Here is a 15,680-nt window from a genome sequence, read left to right as displayed (position 1 = left end):
ACAGGAAATGACAAAATTGATACGACTGGATAAATTATTGGGGCATAGCGGCGAGGGCACGCGCAAGGAAATTAAACACTTGTGCAAGAGCGGCAGTGTGACTATAAATGGCAGTGTGTGTGTAAATCCGGCAACGAAAGTTGATTTTGAAAAAAATGTTGTTGCTGTAGACGGCAGACCTGTTTTCTATACTCCGTTTCACTATGTAATGCTTCATAAACCAGAAAACATATTGTCAGCTACCAGAGATCATTTTTCGAAAACTGTTTTGGATTTACTGCCTCCATGCTATAAAGGAACAGGAATGTTTCCCGTTGGCCGATTGGATAAAGATACAACCGGTTTGCTGTTGCTTACCAATGATGGTGATTGGGCACATCGTATTACTTCACCAAAAAAAGAAATTAATAAAATCTATGAGGCCGTAGTTGCAGGAACTATTCCTGACGATATTAATTTCCAATTTCAGAGAGGCATTGTGTTGACCGATGGTTTTTTATGTCAGCCGGCAGTAGCAGAAAAAATAGGAGATTATACATTACGGATAATTATTCATGAGGGAAAATTTCATCAAATTAAACGTATGTGTGCGGCAGTGGGACTTACTGTAACGGCTTTGCGAAGAATGCAAATCGGGCAGTTGATACTGGATGAAACGCTGCATTATGGTGAAATTCGCATATTGACAGAAGAGGAGCGGAAATTGCCCTTTCAATAATGTATAAAAAACTATTCAAATACATTAATATATGCTATTATAGAGTGTAATGAATAATTATGGGTGATAAAAATGATCAAAGAAAGAATAGCACGGTTACGGCAGTTTTTAATAGAACAGGCTGCAGATGGAGCAGTAATTATGCAACCGGAAAATCTACGTTATTTTAGCGGGTTTACGGGAGGAGAGGGAGCCTTAGTCCTAATGACGGAAGGAAAGCCCGTCTTGTGGACTGATTCCCGGTATACAGAACAGGCAGCGCAGCAATCCGGAATAGAGTGTGATATAAAAAATCATGAAGGTCGTTTACTGGAGTGTATCGGCTGCTTTATAAAAGAAAATAGTATGCATGTTGTTGGATATGAAAAAAATTATTTGACCCTTGCAGCGTATGAAGGTATTACAGCGCATGCAGACGAAAGTCGCTTTGTAGGATGTGCGTTTTCCTTTTTACGTGCGGTAAAAACAGTATCTGAATTGCAGTCAACTCGTGAAGCCAGCATTATAGCGGATAAGGCGTTTAATCAATTAATGCCGTATATTAAACCAGGAGTTACAGAATGTGAATTGTGTGCACGGCTGGAAAGTTCGATGTTGTTGCTGGGATCTGAAGAAAAGTCATTTACTACGATTGTTGCTTCTGGAGCTCGCTCCGCAATGCCGCATGGCACAGCTTCTCAGAAAGTTGTAGCTGATGGTGATTTTGTGACCTTTGATTTTGGTGCAGTCATAGACGGATATCATTCCGATATGACGCGGACGGTTGTTGCCGGAAGAGCGTCACAGGAACAAAAAGAATTTTATGGTCTTGTTTTGGAGGCGCAGCAGTTAGGTGTATCTATTATTCGCGCAGGACTGTCTTGTCGTGAAGCAGATGAGACCATACGGCAGTTTTTCATAGACCATGCGGTGGGAACATATTTTACTCATGCATTAGGTCATGGTACTGGTCTGGAAATTCATGAGCAGCCTGTATTATCTCCCAAGGCAGAAACTATATTACAGGAGAATATGATAGTCACGGTTGAACCGGGGCTGTACATAGAAGGCAAGTATGGAGTCCGAATTGAGGATTCTGTTGTCGTCACGGCTCATGGCTGTGAGATTTTAACGAAAACACCGAAAGAGTTGGTAGAGCTTTCATAGTAGGAGGAGACATTTATGATTTCAAGTAATGATTTAAGACCAGGTGTAACGATTGAAATTGATGGTAGGGTATGGCAGGTTGTTGAGTTTCAACATGTTAAGCCGGGTAAAGGGGCCGCTTTTGTTCGTGCCAAAATAAAGAATCTGGAAACAGGTGCGGTGGTAGAACGCACATGGAATGCTGGCGAAAAAGTACAAGAAGGCCACGTAGACCGCCGGCAGATGCAGTACCTTTACGAAAGTGAAGGGGCATACTGCTTTATGGATAACGAAACATATGAACAACTTGAATTGCAGAAAGAAACGCTGGGTACGGCGATTCATTTCTTAAAGGAAGAAATGAATGTTACTATGATGTTGTTCCAAAATCGTGTTATTGGTATAGATTTACCGGCAGCTGTAGAACTTAAAGTTGTTGAAACTGATCCCGGTGTTCGTGGTGACACAGCGACTGGCGGCAGTAAACCGGCAACATTGGAAACGGGATATGTTGTCAAAGTTCCGTTATTTATCAATGAGGGCGAACTTCTTCAGATTGATACGAGAACCGGCGAATATATGGGAAGAGCATAATGAATAAAAAAAAGCGATGAGATCCTCATCGCTTTTTCAGCACAAATGACTAATGAGGATGCCTATGAATACAACAAACGATCAATATGCAGGAACTATATCTATATCAGAGCGTGCCATTGCAGTTATTGCGGCACAGGCTGCAGAAACGGTAGATCAAGTTGTTTCACTTGCTGCCAGCATGGCAGAAGGTGTGGCGGCTAAACTGGGACGGGAGAATTTAGCCGCTGGTGTGACCGTACATCTTGAAGGTCATGTGGCAGAAGTTACGATCCGGCTTATTGTACAATATGGATACCGTATTCCTGACGTGGCATTACAAGTTCAGAAAATTGTAAAAGATACAGTGGAACAAATGACAGGATACAGTGTGGCAGCTGTTCACATTGTTGTCCAAGAAATTGACTTTACACAGCCTTCTGCCGCGATGGAAATGAGGGATGACCATGATAGATAAAGAACAAATCCTCCACTATGAAATTGCAGATACGGTATTGGTTAATTTAGTTAAGCTGGCGGCTATGGAAGTTCCCGGAGTGGCTGGAATCAGTACTTCTCTACGTGCTCGCTTTAATGGACAAAGGGCGCGGGGAATTACAGTAATACAGACCGATGCGGGGTTAGCTGTTGATATTCATATTATAGCTTATTATGGAGAAAACTTGGAGCAGCTTGCTTTACAAGTTCAACAGATTATAGGAAACAGATTGCAAACTATGATTGAACCAAAGGATCTTCGTATTGATGTTACTATTGAAGACCTGATATTGCGGACTAAGATTATATAGAAAACGGGAGGTCAGCGTGAGCAGATATAAAGCGCGTCAACAGGCGCTGCAAATTTTGTTTTCTCGGGAATTTCATGAGGAAAACGACATACAGTATACAGAAAGTGAAATATTGGAAACCAATACGGCAGATGAACAGGACGCATTTGAAGAAAATGATGATTTGACAATGCAGGATGAGAATGTCTATTGTACCTACTTAGTGGAAACAACGCGGCAGCATATGGCGGAATTTGATGAAATTATCGGTCATTATTCCAAAAAATGGGATTTGTCACAAATGGATAGAACAGATAAAAATATTATGCGGATGTCTCTTTGTGAACTGTTGTATCCTAAGGAAAATATTGAAGAATCTATTGTTCTTAATGAAGCGGTACGGTTGGCTAAAAGGTATGGCGGTCCTGCTTCTTCACGCTTTGTCAATGGTATTTTAGGTGCGTATGTAAAGGATAAAAGATAGATGAATACCTATTTGGGCATTGATACGAGTTGTTATACAACTTCTGTTTCTCTTGTAGATGAGACGTATCGTGTCATTGCTGATGAACGAAAAATTCTTGAAGTAGCTAAGGGTGGACGCGGGTTAGCGCAATCCAATATGGTTTATCAGCATACGCGGAACTTACCAGAACTTTTTGAAAAATTAAGTACTTCGTTGCGAGATTATATGGATATTCGTGCTATTGGGGTCACCGATAAACCCCGCCGGCGCGAAGATTCTTATATGCCGGCGTTTTATTCGGGCTATGGATATGCTCGTTCATTAGCGGCGGTGCTGGGAGTGCCGCTGTATGTGATTAGTCATCAGGAAAATCATTTATTTGCAGTACTGTGCAATTTAAAAAAAATAGGGATAGAACCTTTTTATGGATTACACCTTTCTGGAGGAACCACAGATTTTTTATACGTATCTCCCGATGAACGGGGCTTGTCAATTACACGAATTGGCGGCAGCAGTGATATTAGTGCCGGACAATTTGTGGATCGGGTAGGGGTGGCGATGGGACTTTCCTTTCCTGCCGGGTCTGCGATAGATACTTTAGCACAGCAATATTCTGCTGTTGTCCGAGGGGCACCTGTATTTTATAAAAGTGGGGAAATCAGTTTTTCCGGACCGGAATCCCAAGCGCAGAGGTATATGGCAGAAAAAAGTTATGATATGACAAAAATCGCTAAATGGACACTTTCAACTATTTGGAACGGATTGGAAAAACTCCTTGATTTCGGTTGTGAAAGAGGAATGGAGCGGCTTGTTGCGGCAGGGGGTGTCTTATCAAACACATATTTGCGAGAGTGTCTGATGCATTATGGTGGTATACATGATATACGCATAGATACAGCTGAACCGTGTTATAGTGCTGATAATGCAACTGGGGCGGCTTTTTGGGCGTCCTATGCATATCAGAAGGAGAAAAAATGATGAAATATGCATCTGTAACAGATGTAGTTCGACGCATTAAAGAAGATGTTTATAAAGACTATAAACTTCAAAGCGTAGCGATGGAAGGAAATATTATTGGACTGAAACGTGCATCTAATGGACATTATTATATGAATTTAAGAGATGACAATTGTTCTATTCATGCAATTTTATTCGCCGGACGGGCAGGTCGTTCTATGGATAACGTTTGTGAAGGGGACCATGTCGTTGTTATTGGAGCGGTTCAGGTGTATGAAAAAGCAGGTTCAGTATCTTTTATTATAGAACGTCTTTTTTCTCAGGGTGTAGGAAAACTTCAGGCAGAATATGAAAAGGTAAAAAAGGAACTGGCGGCAGAAGGCTATTTTGATACGGAACATAAAAAGCCGCTGCCTAGATTTCCTTGGACTATAGGTATCCTTACTTCTAAGACGGGTGCTGTATTACATGATATTCATAAAATCGCAGCAGAACGAAATCCTTATGTGCAGATTGAACTTTTTCCCATTCCGGTGCAAGGCGTCGGAGTAGAAACTATAATTGCGCAGAAAATTGCTTCAGCAGGTGCTGATTCGCATCTGGATGTACTTATTCTTGCCCGCGGCGGTGGCTCTATGGAAGATTTATGGTGCTTTAATCATCCGGCAGTGGTACAGGCAATTTATCATTCTGAAATTCCTATTATAACCGCTATAGGACATGAAACAGATACAACGCTGGCTGATTATGCAGCAGATGTACGAGCAGCGACACCTACGCATGCAGCAGAGCTGGCTATTCCGTCTTTTGATGAAATGGCGTTGGATATAGCAGAAATGACAGAATCTGCGTATCATGCCATTTCTTTGTGTTTTGAGCGCTGGCAGCATGATGTAATCAAAACAACTGCTGGATTACAACCAAAACGGTATGATGAGTATCTGATTTTAAAAAAACAACAGGTGGAACATCTTTTGCATACGACACTGCAGCAATTCAACTTATGTTACGCTGATAATTTAAAAAAATGTGCTGAATTGAAAGCAGGACTGGAAGCAATGAACCCTATCTTGCTTGTGCGCAAAGGGTATGGACAACTGGAACAGGATGGTCATATTATTTCGGATATACATAGCGTTTCCAAAGAAAAGCCTTTATATATACAATTAGTCGATGGTTTGATTACGACGGATGTGAAAGAGGTAACAATTCATGGCAAAAGGAATAGATAAATTAAAAAATTTTGAAAATAATTATGAACAGCTGGAACAATTGGTTAAAGCGCTGGAAACTCCTAATTTAACATTGAAAGAATCTCTGGATTTGTTTGAAAAAGCTGTTAAAGTGTCGCAGGAATGTGAAAGCGCACTGGAATATGCAAAGCAGCGAGTGGAAGCATTGATGGCTGTTCATGTTGACGCACAAAAAGAAGAGAATAACAGTGCCAATGGGGTAACCGAAGAAGGGACGTTAGACCTATGATGCTGCAAGAGTATATGGAAGAACAGAAAAAACATATTGATGCACGGCTGAAAGAATTGCTGTGTACCGATGTCAAAGCCTTTGAGACACTCTATGAATCTATGAATTACAGCCTTAATGGCGGCGGCAAACGGATTCGTCCAATCTTAATGCTTGCGGTTATTGAGATGCTGGGAAAAAATCCGCGGCCTTATCTGGACATGGCGTGTGCATTGGAATGTGTTCATACGTATTCCTTGATTCATGACGATTTGCCTGCCATGGATAATGATGATTATAGACGCGGGAACTTAACAAATCATAAAGTGTACGGAGAGGGAATGGCAATTTTGGCGGGAGATGGCTTATTGACGTATGCGTTTGAATTAATGGCCAGCCAAAAACAGATAGAATCTTCAAAAATTGCGGCTATTATTTCGACATTTGCACAGGCTGCAGGACCTGCAGGTATGGTGGGCGGACAGGCTTTTGATCTTGAATCGGAAGGGAATATGGAAATCGGCATTGATGGATTAAAGCTGCTTCATAAGGCTAAAACAGGAGTTATTTTTAAAACAGCAATTGATATTGCTGCAATTTTAGGAGATGCGACGCAGGAAGAACGGAATGCGCTGGATGATTATGCTCTTTATATGGGACTTACTTTTCAAATTACCGATGATATTCTTGATGTAGTAGGTGATTCCCATGTATTAGGAAAACCGGTTGGCAGTGATGAAAAAAATAAAAAAGCAACATATGCAACTATTTTCTCCTTAGAAGAAGCACGACGCCTGGCACGTCAAGCCGCTGAATCAGCCAGTACTTCACTGAAGCCGTTCGGCGACAGAGCCAGGATATTGAAAGAATTAGTAGAATATATGTTGGTAAGGGTGAATTAAGAGGGTAGGATAATGAAAGAACGATTAGACACATTGCTTGTATCTCGCGGCCTTTCAGAGAGTCGCGAAAAAGCGAAGGCAACAATTATGGCCGGGCTGGTTTTTGTCAGAAATCAACGTGTAGATAAAGCCGGCACCAAAATAGATGTAGAAGCGGAGATTATTGTGAAAGGAAATCCTATTCCGTATGTAGGCAGGGGGGGGCTCAAGCTGGAAAAAGCATTGTCAGCTTTTCCTATTGATTTACAGGGAGCGGTTATGATGGATATAGGTGCTTCTACTGGTGGTTTTACAGATTGTGCTCTGCAAAATGGAGCAAAAAAAGTATATGCTGTTGATGTTGGATATGGACAACTAGCATGGAAACTACGTACGGATGAACGTGTAATAAATATGGAGCGGACCAATATTCGCAATGTGACATTAGAAGATTTAGGAGAAGCAGTTGATTTTATCTCCATTGATGTGTCTTTTATTTCTCTTTTAAAAATAATGCCTGCCGTTGTACCGCTTTTGAAGGAGAACGGTACTATGGTGACTCTAATTAAACCGCAGTTTGAAGCTGGACGGGAACATGTGGGAAAAGGCGGTATTGTTCGTGATAGAGATATCCACCGGTATGTTATCCGCCATGTTACGAACGGAATTGCGGCAGAAGGACTATCTCCGCTGGCCTTGACTTTTTCTCCCATCAAAGGCGCTGAGGGCAATATAGAATATTTACTATATAGTTGCAAGAATATAGCAAAGCATAATGAAATTACAGAGGATATGATAGACGATATTGTGGAGAAATCCCATCAAATGTAGGTGATAGTATGAGAATTGGTATATTTCCTAATCTGGTAAAAGAAGAAAGTGCTCCTTTAGTTCATGAACTTATGGAATTATGTTTGCAATATCAAGTAGATTTTTATTTGCCGGAAGATGTACGCAATGGTAAACAATCCATTTTCAAAGAAATTCCTGAGGCACATTTAAAACCAAGAGGGATTATCTTTAATTCTATTGATGTTGCGATGGTTTTGGGGGGAGATGGAACCATACTTAAACTGTCTCGCGAATTTGCCGGCAGAGGTGTTCCTATTTGCGGAGTCAATATTGGTTCTTTGGGATTTTTGTACGAAGTGGAGACAGAGTCATTGGAAAACCGTCTTAAAGACATTTTGGAAGGACGATTTTTTATTGAAGAACGAATGATGCTTCAAGCTGATCTTTGCTTGGAAGATGGATCTGTTCAAATTATGCCGGAAGCGTTAAATGATATAGTTGTCGGTCATGGCAATGTAGGAAAGCTTATTCGTCTTGATATGTATATTAATCATGACTTTATTCAACAATATCCTTGTGATGGCATTATTATTTCCACGCCGACCGGCAGTACCGGTTATACTTTTTCCAGTGGCGGGCCGATTGTAGCACCGTCAGCACCGTGTTTAATGGTAACACCTATTTGTCCGCATCTGCTGCTTAAAGTTCCCTTGATTTTAAGCGATACGGACCGTGTCAGCTTTACGGCAGCCAATAATCGTAATAGTATTCGTATTTCTGTGGATGGCATGGTGGATTTGGAATTTACTAAGGATATGACGCTGCATATTCGAAAATCTGACAGGACGTTAAAACTTATGCGGTTTAATAAAAATTATTTTTACAAAAATTTATTTACTAAACTTATGGGAACGAAATGATGATAGAAACTTTTCCGTTAAAAAATGCTGTTACTATGGCACATGCACTTTTACTTCCCTATATTCCGAAGGCAAAAGTACTTGTTGATATGACGTGCGGCAATGGGCATGATACCATGTTTTTAGCACAGCATATGAATCAATCGGCACAGTTATATGCTTTTGATATTCAATCTTGCGCCATTGAACAAACAAAAAAAAATATGTCTGGAAAAGACAGGGAATACCTGCATATTATATATGGAGTAGGATCGCATGATCAACTTGTTACGCAGATTACAGAACCTTTAGACGTGGTTGTATTCAATTTAGGTTACTTGCCGGCAGGAGATCATGCCATTTATACGCAAAGCGCAACGACTATAAATGCATGTAAAATATGCTTGAATAAAATTGCGAAAAATGGCATAATTATGTTAGCAGCCTATCCAGGTACACCAGCAGGAGAAGAAGAGCAGCATGCTTTAAAGAAATTTTTGCAGCATGTGCCGCAGAAAGAATATGATGTATCATATTGGCAGCCTTTAAATCAAATACACAACCCACCAATTTTATATATTATTCAGAAAAGAGGGTAAAAATGAAGAGATTTAGGTATACTAAAATTAAAGAAATCGTCCAATCCAGGCCGATAGAGACACAGGAAGAATTGGCAAAGGCTTTGCAGCAAGAAGGCATAGAAGTAACGCAGGCTACGGTTTCCCGCGATATCAAGGAACTAATGCTTATTAAGGTGCCTACGAGTGATGGACATTACCGATATGCATTATCACCTGAACAAAATATTCTTATGTCTAAAAACCGTATGGCTCGATTATTTCAAGATTCTATCGTACGTGTTGATTTTTGTTTAAATCAAATTGTGTTACATACTCTTCCGGGTTCTGCTAATATGGTGGCATCGGCTATTGATCATGCAAAATGGGAAAGTGTCATAGGGACAATTGCCGGAGATGATACCATATTAATTATTACAAATAATCAAGATACCGTGTCACAACTTGTAAAACTTATTGTTTCGCTAATGAAGGAATGAGGCTTTTATGCTGCAATCGCTGCATATTCAGAATTTTGCATTGATAGAAGATTTGCATATTGTTTTTGCTGAAGGCGTCACTATATTTACCGGTGAAACCGGCGCAGGAAAATCTATTCTTCTTGACGCCATCGGCATGCTGGCAGGAAAACGCGCATCGGCGGAATTTGTGCGGCAAGGCACAGATTCATTTTTAGTTGAGGGCGCGTTCTTTTTTACCGGGAATCCGGCACTGGAGAAAATCCTTGAGGCAAACCATATTGCATATGATGAAAACCAAGTCGTCATATCTCGTCAATTTAATCTGAACGGGCGGGGTTCCATACTGATAAACGGTACGTTAGTATCTACAGCTGTTATGCGGCACATAGGAGAACAGCTTTTAGATATTCACGGACAGTTTGACAATCGCCTTATTTTTGACCCATCATATCATATAAGTTTGCTGGATGGACTCACACCGCAGCTTCGGACTGTCCGAGAAAAGTATGATACTGCGTATCGCAATTGGAAATTGCTGCGGCAGCAAATACAGCAGATGCGACAGGATGAAGCCGAAAAAAAACATATGCTTAGTATCCTTGATTTTCAAATTAAGGAAATTGAAGAGGCAAAACTAAAATCAGGGGAAGATAATGAACTGGAAGATAAAATAAACCGATTATCTCATGCTGAAAAAATTAAAAATAGTCTGCGTGATATTTTAATCCTTTTTGATGGAAGTGAACGCCGTCCCGGAATTATGCAGCAGATGGGTGAAATGAAGCATCTTTTTAGCCATGCTGCAGCGTATGATACAATCTTTAAAAATATGGGAGATAAAACAGAGACGATAACCTATGAAATGGAAGATATCCATGATGAACTCTTGCAATATGCAGAAGCATTTACTTTTGATGAACAGGAACTTGATGTTATGCAATCTCGATTAGCACTGATTGAAAAGTTAAAGCGCAAATACGGTAGTACAATTGATGAAATCATGTCTTTTTTGAAACGAGCTAAAGATGAGTATGAAAGATTGGATCAATCCGAATACACATTGAATGTACTGCAGAAAAAAAATGTCGTTTTAGAACAGAGTTTGCGAGAAACAGCCGGGCAATTGCAGCGGATGCGGGAAGCTGCCAACAGTACGTTTCGTACTGCTATGCAGAAAACATTGGCGCAGTTAGGACTGGAAAATGCACGAATTTCTTTTCATGTAGAACCTATGGACCAGATTAGTGCGCAAGGTGCGGCCTTGGTTGAATTGTATTTTTCAGCTAATAAGGGAGAACCCTTGCAGCCTTTATCTAAAATTGCTTCCGGTGGAGAGGTATCGCGTATTGCTTTGGCACTTAAAACCATCAGTGCAGATATAGTTAAAGAGAGAACGCTTATTTTTGATGAAATTGATGTAGGAATCAGTGGACAAGTAGGGCTTGAAGTTGCTGCCCACATTCGCAAGTTAAGCTGTGCTGCCCAAGTGCTTTGCATTACGCATTTGCCTCAAACAGCAGCGATTGCCGATCATCACTACTTTTTATATAAAAAAGAAATACAGAACCGCACAGTAACTCAAATCAAACAACTCTCTCCTGGAGAGCATGTTTTGGAAATTGCTCGTATGTTTTCTGGGAATGATACGACCAAGGTGTCTATTGAAGCTGCGAAACAGCTTATAGAACAAGTTCATTGACGGACTGATATGTATACACGAAATTTTATTGACGTAAAGTTTTAATAGGTATATATTATAAACAATTCAATCATTAATTATTAGTATAGGGGAGGAATACCTATGTTGCGAGTACTTGTAAATGGTGCTGACGGCAGAATGGGAAGCCAAGTCGTCAAAGCTGTATATGAAGATAAAGAGCTAGAATTTGTTGGTGGTGTAAGTGTTACGTCTATAGGAGAAGACTGCGGAGAATTAGCTGGTATAGGTACATTAGGTATACCTGTCCGTGAAGGATTGGCTAAGTCTCTGGAAGATATTAAACCGGATGTAGTTGTTGACTTTACGATTCCAAAAGTTATTTTCGATAATGCCAAAATCGTTATGGAACACGGCATTCATATGGTGGTAGGGACAACAGGACTTACAGCTTCTCAGAGAACTGAACTTGGAAAAATAGCAGACGAGCATAAAACCAATATTTTCATTGCTCCCAATTTTTCCATTGGTGCGGTCCTCATGATGAAGGTTTCAGAAATCATTGCACCCTATATGCCTGATGCTGAGATTATTGAATTGCACCATAATAATAAACTTGATGCACCATCAGGAACCGCTATCCTTACAGCTGAAAAAATTAATGATGCCCGTAAGGCGGCACATGCAGAAGCCGCTCCTGATAAAACACATGAAAGCCTTGAAGGAGCCCGCGGAGCCAAAGTTGATGACATACCTGTGCATAGTGTACGTCTTCAAGGTTATGTAGCGCATCAGCAAGTCCTGTTTGGAGGGTATGGTGAACTACTTACTATCCGTCATGATTCTTTGGATCGTAAATCTTTTATGCCAGGTGTTATTTTGGCTGTTAAAAAGGTGGGTTCTCATCCGGGGTTAACTTTTGGGTTGGAAAATTTTTTATAAAATAAAGCAGAAATTTAGGAGGGGTTTATTTTGAAGAAACCGGTCGTTGCGATTTTGGGTGCCACAGGTGCCGTAGGACAGGAATTTATCCGTTTGATTGAAGAAAGAAATTTTCCGTACAGTGAATTGAAATTATTAGCATCCAGTCGCTCAGCGGGTAAAAAGGCAACTGTCAACGGCAGAGAATATACAATAGAAGAAGCTAAACCGGAATCTTTCAATGGAGTAGATATAGGACTATTTGCCGGAGGTTCTATTAGCAAAGAATTAGGACCTGAAGCGGCAAGACGAGGCTGTGTTGTCATTGATAACTCCAGTACGTTCCGGATGGATCCTGAAGTACCGCTTGTTGTTCCGGAGGTCAATCCAGAGGATATTTCCTGGCATAAAGGGATTATTGCCAATCCGAATTGTTCGACTATTATTATGCTGATGGCATTAAAACCCATTCAGAATTTGTCTAAAATTAAAAAAATCGTTGTCAGTACCTATCAGGCAGTATCCGGTGCAGGAAAAGAAGGTATCGATGAATTAACAGATGAAGTTAAAGCCTATTTAAACGGGGAAGAAATGATTCCGCATATATTGCCAAGCAAGAGTTTGCCGAAACATTATCCGATTGCTTTTAATATTATTCCGCACATTGATACGTTTCAGGAAAATGGGTATTCTAAGGAAGAAATGAAAATGGTCAATGAAACGCATAAAATTTTCCATGATGACGCCATTGAAATTTCTCCGACGACGGCAAGAGTTCCTGTATATCGCAGTCATTCTGAATCGGTTCTTGTAGAAACAGAAGATGAACTATCTATAGAAGCCATCCGCAAGGCAATTGATGCGTTTCCGGGAGCCCAGATTCAAGATAATTTGCAAGAAATGGAATACCCCATGCCGTTGTACACATCCGATAAAAACGATGTCTATATTGGACGTATTCGCAAAGACTTATATAATGCGAAAGCTGTCAATCTTTGGGTTACGGGTGATCAGATCCGCAAGGGCGCAGCACTGAATGCACTGCAAATTGCAGAATACATGCTAGATCATGAGATGTTTAAATAAAAATTTGGGAAGAGGAGTGAGTCTTTATGTTGAAATTTGGTAATGTTATTACAGCTATGATTACACCATTTAATGATGATGGGTCTGTTAATTATGAAGCTGCCGTGGAATTAGCAAAATATTATGTAAATAATGGTTCTGATGGGATTCTTGTTGCAGGGACGACTGGAGAAGGTGCAACGATGTCAGTTCCGGAAAAAATAAAATTATTTAAAGACATTGTCAAGGCTGTAGGCGATAAGGTTTTGGTAATGGGAAATACCGGATCTAATGATACAGCTGCGACAATAGCATTTACAAAGGAAGCCGAACAAACAGGGATTGATTGTCTGTTATGCATTGTGCCATATTACAATAAACCAAATCAGGCTGGTTGTTATGCTCATTTTAAAGCAATAGCCGAATCAACTGACCTTCCTATTATTATTTATAATGTACCTGGTCGTACAGGTGGGAAAATTTTACCGGAAACGGTGGTTCGTCTTGCGAAGGATTTTCCTAATATTATTGGCATCAAAGAAGCAAGCGGTGATTTGATAGCAGCTACAAAAATTGCCAGCGATGCTCCAGAAGGATTTTACATTTATAGTGGGGATGATTCATTGACGCTGCCGATTCTTTCTGTGGGCGGATGTGGAATTATCAGTGTAGCATCCCATATTATAGGGCCACAGATGAATGCTATGATACAGGCTTATAAAGATGGAGATACAAAGAAAGCAATGGAATTGCACCAAAAGTATTTACCCGTTATGACGGGAATCTTCTGTACGGTAAGCCCTACTCCTATTAAGGCATGTGTCAATTTATTGGGATTACATGGTGGTACATTCCGGCTGCCTATGGTGGATGCCGATGAAGATACAAAGACATTCCTTATTAAGATGATGAAAGATGCAGGAATTATGTAAAAGAACAGCAATATAAACACGCGTATACATTGTCCCCTGTTACATGACAATATATACGCGTGTTTTTTTATATTATTTTGTTTCATTTGCGGCGGCGGCGATTATCGCTGCCGCGATGTAATGTTTTGTGTGTTTTTTTCTTTGTTGCCTGATATGAACTGGAGGGTAATTTATCACTAATAACTTGTTTCTTTTTAGGTGCTTGATTGCTTGATTTTATTTTGATTTGTCCCGAAGCCGTATATTTTGTAATAGTTGCTTTTATATTGTGTTCTATGCGACGTACCCAATTTTCGTCTGCTGCAGTGGCAAAAGTGATGGCCAGACCTTGATTTCCGGCACGACCAGTTCGGCCGATACGATGGATATAGTAATCTACATCGTGAGGAACATCATAGTTAAATACATGTGTAATTCCTTCAATGTCAATGCCTCGGGCTGCAATATCCGTGGCTACCAGTATTTGTGTGCGTGCTCGTGCAAAGTCCCGCAATACTTGAGTCCGTCTGCCTTGAGACATATCTCCGTGAAGTTCACCCAGATTAAAATTTCTAGCAAGTAATTGGCTGGATAGTATGGAAGCACGTTCCTTTGTGTTGCAGAAAATAACAGCTAAGTACGGATTCATTTCTGTTATCATTTGACAGAGGCGGTCTAATTTATGTTCTTCGGAAATCATATAAATACGTTGTTCAATGTTTTCTAAGGCAATGGTTGAACCTTCTAAAATGTTGAGAACTAACGGATTTGACATGTGTTTTTTTGCCAGTGCCCTGATTTTATCAGGAATCGTCGCAGAGAAAAAAAGAAGTTGACGGCGTTTAGGTGTCATGCTGATAAGTGTATCTATGTCTTCGAGAAAACCGGCAGCCAGCATTTGATCTGCTTCATCAACTATGACTCGACCGACACCGCTTAAATCAAGGGAATTACGCCCACAATGATCAAGCAGCCGTCCGGGAGTGCCGATAATGATTTGAGGGTGGCGATGAAGCTTCTGTAATTGGTTTTCAATTGTTTTTCCGCCGATTAAACTAAGTACATCAATTCCTAGTGATGCTGCAAATATTTGTGCAACATCAGCGGTTTGCTTCGCTAGTTCGCGGGTGGGGGAAATAATTAAAACCTGCTCCATATGAATATTGACTTGAATTTGTTGTAATGCCGGCAGTAAAAATGCATACGTTTTTCCGGTACCTGTTTGTGCCTGTGCTAATATATTCCGCCCTTTAAAGATAGAAGGAATGGATTGTTCCTGAATCATTGTAGGCGAATGTATGCCTTGTTTTTTTAATATGTCTATAAGAGCGGGAGTAATCCCGAGAGCCTGAAATGTTTTTGCCATAAGTATCATGTACCTTCCTTTAATCTATTTATTTATTATAACAGGAATCATAGGAAGTGTG

The 15,680-nt window shown here is 40.4% G+C and carries 19 protein-coding genes; 18 read left to right on the top strand and 1 reads right to left on the bottom strand.

The annotated features are described in order from the left end of the window. Positions 1–7: 7 nt before the first annotated feature. The 18 genes from BLR11_RS04085 (at position 8) to dapA (ending at position 14,274) form a co-directional block, all read left to right on the top strand. Entirely contained in the window at positions 8–718 is a 711-nt protein-coding gene (locus BLR11_RS04085; protein WP_091648524.1) for a pseudouridine synthase, read from the top strand. Between the two features lie 72 nt (positions 719–790). Continuing rightward, complete coding sequence (locus tag BLR11_RS04080) at positions 791–1,864, top strand: M24 family metallopeptidase (RefSeq protein ID WP_091648429.1); 1,074 nt, start codon at positions 791–793, stop codon at positions 1,862–1,864. Between the two features lie 15 nt (positions 1,865–1,879). Continuing rightward, the gene (efp, locus tag BLR11_RS04075) at positions 1,880–2,437 is read left to right on the top strand and encodes an elongation factor P (RefSeq protein ID WP_091648427.1); all 558 of its coding nucleotides are present in this window, start codon (positions 1,880–1,882) and stop codon (positions 2,435–2,437) included. Between the two features lie 64 nt (positions 2,438–2,501). Then, positions 2,502–2,894 carry an Asp23/Gls24 family envelope stress response protein gene (locus BLR11_RS04070; RefSeq protein WP_091648424.1) on the top strand — a complete coding sequence of 131 codons (393 nt, stop codon included), beginning with the start codon at positions 2,502–2,504 and terminating at the stop codon, positions 2,892–2,894. Next, a complete protein-coding gene (locus tag BLR11_RS04065) occupies positions 2,884–3,225 on the top strand; it encodes an Asp23/Gls24 family envelope stress response protein (protein WP_176762868.1) in 342 nt (113 codons plus the stop codon). Before BLR11_RS04070 ends, BLR11_RS04065 begins: the two co-directional genes overlap by 11 nt. A 16-nt stretch (positions 3,226–3,241) precedes the next feature. Next, positions 3,242–3,688 carry a transcription antitermination factor NusB gene (nusB, locus tag BLR11_RS04060; RefSeq protein WP_091648420.1) on the top strand — a complete coding sequence of 149 codons (447 nt, stop codon included), beginning with the start codon at positions 3,242–3,244 and terminating at the stop codon, positions 3,686–3,688. Further along, positions 3,689–4,648, top strand: a complete 960-nt coding sequence (locus BLR11_RS04055) for a tRNA (adenosine(37)-N6)-threonylcarbamoyltransferase complex transferase subunit TsaD (protein ID WP_091648419.1) — start codon at positions 3,689–3,691, stop codon at positions 4,646–4,648. Further along, positions 4,648–5,859, top strand: coding sequence for an exodeoxyribonuclease VII large subunit (gene xseA / locus BLR11_RS04050; RefSeq protein WP_091648417.1), 1,212 nt, complete (start codon positions 4,648–4,650; stop codon positions 5,857–5,859). The genes BLR11_RS04055 and xseA overlap by 1 nt, the downstream gene beginning before the upstream one ends. Further along, positions 5,840–6,109, top strand: a complete 270-nt coding sequence (gene xseB, locus BLR11_RS04045; protein ID WP_091648415.1) for an exodeoxyribonuclease VII small subunit — start codon at positions 5,840–5,842, stop codon at positions 6,107–6,109. The genes xseA and xseB overlap by 20 nt, the downstream gene beginning before the upstream one ends. After that, positions 6,109–6,990, top strand: a complete 882-nt coding sequence (locus BLR11_RS04040) for a polyprenyl synthetase family protein (RefSeq protein WP_176762873.1) — start codon at positions 6,109–6,111, stop codon at positions 6,988–6,990. The genes xseB and BLR11_RS04040 overlap by 1 nt, the downstream gene beginning before the upstream one ends. Before the next feature lie 12 nt (positions 6,991–7,002). After that, on the top strand, positions 7,003–7,800 hold the full coding sequence (locus BLR11_RS04035; protein ID WP_091648411.1) for a TlyA family RNA methyltransferase: 798 nt from the start codon (positions 7,003–7,005) through the stop codon (positions 7,798–7,800). An 8-nt stretch (positions 7,801–7,808) separates the two neighbouring features. Further along, positions 7,809–8,681, top strand: a complete 873-nt coding sequence (locus BLR11_RS04030; protein ID WP_091648409.1) for an NAD(+)/NADH kinase — start codon at positions 7,809–7,811, stop codon at positions 8,679–8,681. Next, positions 8,678–9,259 carry a tRNA 5-(aminomethyl)-2-thiouridylate-methyltransferase MnmM gene (gene mnmM / locus BLR11_RS04025; protein WP_342707176.1) on the top strand — a complete coding sequence of 194 codons (582 nt, stop codon included), beginning with the start codon at positions 8,678–8,680 and terminating at the stop codon, positions 9,257–9,259. The genes BLR11_RS04030 and mnmM overlap by 4 nt, the downstream gene beginning before the upstream one ends. A 2-nt stretch (positions 9,260–9,261) precedes the next feature. Next, positions 9,262–9,717 carry an arginine repressor gene (gene argR / locus BLR11_RS04020; RefSeq protein WP_091648405.1) on the top strand — a complete coding sequence of 152 codons (456 nt, stop codon included), beginning with the start codon at positions 9,262–9,264 and terminating at the stop codon, positions 9,715–9,717. Positions 9,718–9,724: 7 nt separating this feature from the next. Next, the gene (recN, locus tag BLR11_RS04015; RefSeq protein ID WP_091648404.1) at positions 9,725–11,398 is read left to right on the top strand and encodes a DNA repair protein RecN; all 1,674 of its coding nucleotides are present in this window, start codon (positions 9,725–9,727) and stop codon (positions 11,396–11,398) included. A gap of 102 nt (positions 11,399–11,500) precedes the next feature. Continuing rightward, entirely contained in the window at positions 11,501–12,298 is a 798-nt protein-coding gene (gene dapB, locus BLR11_RS04010; protein ID WP_091648402.1) for a 4-hydroxy-tetrahydrodipicolinate reductase, read from the top strand. A 30-nt stretch (positions 12,299–12,328) separates the two neighbouring features. Next, positions 12,329–13,363: an aspartate-semialdehyde dehydrogenase gene (locus tag BLR11_RS04005; RefSeq protein WP_176762867.1), complete on the top strand. Its 1,035-nt coding sequence runs from the start codon at positions 12,329–12,331 to the stop codon at positions 13,361–13,363. Between the two features lie 26 nt (positions 13,364–13,389). Further along, a complete protein-coding gene (dapA, locus tag BLR11_RS04000) occupies positions 13,390–14,274 on the top strand; it encodes a 4-hydroxy-tetrahydrodipicolinate synthase (protein ID WP_091648399.1) in 885 nt (294 codons plus the stop codon). Between the two features lie 82 nt (positions 14,275–14,356). Here dapA and BLR11_RS03995 read toward each other — a convergent pair whose 3' ends face one another. Continuing rightward, positions 14,357–15,619 (bottom strand): DEAD/DEAH box helicase, encoded by a 1,263-nt coding sequence (locus BLR11_RS03995; protein WP_091648521.1) that lies wholly within the window; start codon positions 15,617–15,619, stop codon positions 14,357–14,359. Positions 15,620–15,680 lie beyond the last annotated feature (61 nt).

The organism is Megasphaera paucivorans (assembly GCF_900103535.1).
Classification (GTDB): domain Bacteria; phylum Bacillota; class Negativicutes; order Veillonellales; family Megasphaeraceae; genus Megasphaera_A; species Megasphaera_A paucivorans.
This window is presented reverse-complemented; position numbering and strand designations above follow the sequence as displayed.

Coding starts and splice junctions, on each gene's coding strand:
- BLR11_RS04085 (WP_091648524.1), top strand. CDS start 8: ATGACAAAATTGATACGACTGGATAAATTATTGGGGCATAGCGGCGAG.
- BLR11_RS04080 (WP_091648429.1), top strand. CDS start 791: ATGATCAAAGAAAGAATAGCACGGTTACGGCAGTTTTTAATAGAACAG.
- efp (WP_091648427.1), top strand. CDS start 1,880: ATGATTTCAAGTAATGATTTAAGACCAGGTGTAACGATTGAAATTGAT.
- BLR11_RS04070 (WP_091648424.1), top strand. CDS start 2,502: ATGAATACAACAAACGATCAATATGCAGGAACTATATCTATATCAGAG.
- BLR11_RS04065 (WP_176762868.1), top strand. CDS start 2,884: ATGATAGATAAAGAACAAATCCTCCACTATGAAATTGCAGATACGGTA.
- BLR11_RS04055 (WP_091648419.1), top strand. CDS start 3,689: ATGAATACCTATTTGGGCATTGATACGAGTTGTTATACAACTTCTGTT.
- xseA (WP_091648417.1), top strand. CDS start 4,648: ATGAAATATGCATCTGTAACAGATGTAGTTCGACGCATTAAAGAAGAT.
- xseB (WP_091648415.1), top strand. CDS start 5,840: ATGGCAAAAGGAATAGATAAATTAAAAAATTTTGAAAATAATTATGAA.
- BLR11_RS04040 (WP_176762873.1), top strand. CDS start 6,109: ATGCTGCAAGAGTATATGGAAGAACAGAAAAAACATATTGATGCACGG.
- BLR11_RS04035 (WP_091648411.1), top strand. CDS start 7,003: ATGAAAGAACGATTAGACACATTGCTTGTATCTCGCGGCCTTTCAGAG.
- BLR11_RS04030 (WP_091648409.1), top strand. CDS start 7,809: ATGAGAATTGGTATATTTCCTAATCTGGTAAAAGAAGAAAGTGCTCCT.
- mnmM (WP_342707176.1), top strand. CDS start 8,678: ATGATGATAGAAACTTTTCCGTTAAAAAATGCTGTTACTATGGCACAT.
- argR (WP_091648405.1), top strand. CDS start 9,262: ATGAAGAGATTTAGGTATACTAAAATTAAAGAAATCGTCCAATCCAGG.
- recN (WP_091648404.1), top strand. CDS start 9,725: ATGCTGCAATCGCTGCATATTCAGAATTTTGCATTGATAGAAGATTTG.
- dapB (WP_091648402.1), top strand. CDS start 11,501: ATGTTGCGAGTACTTGTAAATGGTGCTGACGGCAGAATGGGAAGCCAA.
- dapA (WP_091648399.1), top strand. CDS start 13,390: ATGTTGAAATTTGGTAATGTTATTACAGCTATGATTACACCATTTAAT.
- BLR11_RS03995 (WP_091648521.1), bottom strand. CDS start 15,619: ATGGCAAAAACATTTCAGGCTCTCGGGATTACTCCCGCTCTTATAGAC.